The 2,351-nt window shown below is 62.4% G+C and carries 2 protein-coding genes; one reads left to right on the top strand and one right to left on the bottom strand.

What is annotated here, in order from left to right:
* Positions 1-620 (bottom strand): glycine--tRNA ligase subunit alpha (locus tag MPJ51_RS16015; RefSeq protein ID WP_298388752.1); only part of this gene is annotated, 620 nt, incomplete at its 3' end.
* 192 nt (positions 621-812) lie between these two features.
* On the opposite strand from MPJ51_RS16015, the gene MPJ51_RS16020 reads away from it, so the two are divergent.
* A partial coding sequence (locus tag MPJ51_RS16020; protein ID WP_298388754.1) for a serine protease occupies positions 813-2,351 on the top strand: 1,539 nt, incomplete at its 3' end.

Raw genomic sequence — 2,351 nt, forward strand, 5'->3', positions numbered from 1 at the left:
TCTTCGGTCTGTTTGAAGACATCGCCATAGGTCAGCGGGCTGGGGGACTGCGGGTCGTTGAACGGCATGTCCATCACGTGGTCGATGCCCAGCACATACATGGCCAGACGCTCCAACCCATATGTCAGCTCACCCGAAACCGGCGCGCAATCATGGCCGCCGACCTGTTGGAAATAGGTAAACTGGCTGACTTCCATGCCGTCACACCAAACTTCCCAGCCCAAGCCCCAGGCGCCCAGCGTGGGGCTTTCCCAGTCATCCTCTACAAAGCGGATGTCATGCAGGTCCATGTCGATGCCGATGGCCTGCAAGGACCCCAGATACAGCTCTTGCAGATCCGGCGGGCTGGGTTTGATCAGAACCTGATACTGGTAGTAATGCTGCAACCGGTTCGGGTTCTCGCCATAGCGCCCGTCGGTCGGACGGCGCGAGGGCTGCACATAGGCCGCGGCCCACGCTTTCGACCCCAGCGCCCGCAGGGTGGTGGCGGGGTGGAACGTCCCTGCCCCTACCTCCATGTCATAAGGTTGCAGGATGGCGCAGCCCTTGGATGCCCAATAGGTCTGAAGCCGCAGGATGATCTCCTGAAAAGAACGAGGTGCGCTGGACGGGTCGGTCATGACATTCCCTTTGGGCTTCGGATGGGTTTGGCCCTTCCTATGCAAGGGGCCAGAGGGCGTCAACGGGCCAATGCGCGGGCCCTGTCACTGCGCGGCCACACCGGAAATTCCCCGTAATGCAGGCATGGCGTTTGCACCGCGAAATCGCGTACTCTGACGTCAAATTCCAACACTGCATAAGACGGGCAGAAAATGACACGGCTTTTCACGGCAATTCTATTGTTTCTTATCTTCGGCCTGCGCGCCGCCACTGCCCAGCAGGATCAGGGCGTCTGGGTTCAGGTCGAGGCGCAACCTTCGCTGCGCGAGGCGCAGGATCGGGCGCAAGCCTATGCGCAATCGCTGCCCGATGTGAACGGGTTTCGTTTGAACTCCGGCTGGTATGCCATTGTAATCGGGCCTTATTTGCGCACGGACGCGGAACAGGTTCTGCGCGTCTACCGGGCCGAGGGGCAGATTCCATCGGACAGTTTCATCGCTTTCACCAACACGCTGGGGCAGCAATTCTGGCCCGTGGGCGCGAATGTTCTGAACCGGGGCGTGATCACCCCGCCGGTTGAGCCTCAGCCCGAGGCGCCCGTAACCAGCCTGTCGGTGCAGCCGGGGGAAGAGACCCGGTCGCAGGCGCTGCAAAGCGAACGTCTGCTCAGCGCGCAAGAGCGTAAGGACCTGCAAACAGCCCTGCAGGCGGCGGGGTTCTACAATTCGACCATTGATGGTGCCTTTGGTGCGGGCACCCGCCGGTCGATGTCGGACTGGCAGCGCTTTAACGGGTTCGAGGACACCGGCGTTCTGACGACGCTGCAACGCCAGGCGCTGATGGATGACTATAACGCGCCGCTGATCAGTGTTGGCATGGACCGACATGTGGATGATCAGGCCGGGATCACCATGGACCTGCCGCTGGGCGTCGTCTCCTTCGATCGCTATCAGGCACCGTTTGCGCATTTCAACGCGACCGCCGATCTGGACAAACAAGTGCTACTGATCAGCCAGCAAGGCGACCGATCTACACTGCGTGCGCTGTATGAGGTGATGCAATCGCTGGAAATCATCCCCCTCGACGGCACGCGAGAGCTGGGCCGGGATCGCTTTACCATCGAAGGGCGCGGCAACGGCGTCGTATCCTATACGCAGGCCGCGCTGAGTGATGGGCAGATCAAAGGCTTTACGCTGGTCTGGCCCGAAGGTGATGAGGCCCGCCGTGCCCGCGTGCTGGCCGCCATGCGCGCCAGCTTTGCCACCACGGGTTCGGTGCTGGATGCCGCCGCAGGGGCGGATGCGGAACAACGGATCGATCTGGTCTCGGGCCTGCAAATCCGCAAACCGCGCCTGTCACGGTCCGGTTTTTTCGCCGATGCAAACGGCTCGGTCCTGACCGTTGCCGAGATTGCCGATAGCTGCACCCGGATCACGCTGGATGGCGATCAGGAGGTTCAGGTGGCCGCATCCGACGCCGATCAGGGCATCGCGGTGCTGCGCCCCAGCCAGAGCCTCGCCCCGATCAGCGTTGCCGGGTTCAACGCCGACCAGCCCCGCATCCAGTCGGAAATCGCCGTGTCGGGCTTTTCCTATGAGGGCGCATTGGGCGCGCCGACGCTGACCTATGGGCAGGTCGCGGATGTGCGTGGCTTGGACGGAGAGACCGGCGTCAAGCGACTGGCCCTGTCGGCTCAGCCCGGCGACGCGGGCGGCCCGGTCTTTGATCAGAACGGCAATGTGGTCGGGATG

The sequence above is a fragment of the Ruegeria sp. genome (genome assembly GCF_028066395.1).
In the GTDB taxonomy this organism is placed as follows: Bacteria; Pseudomonadota; Alphaproteobacteria; order Rhodobacterales; family Rhodobacteraceae; genus Ruegeria.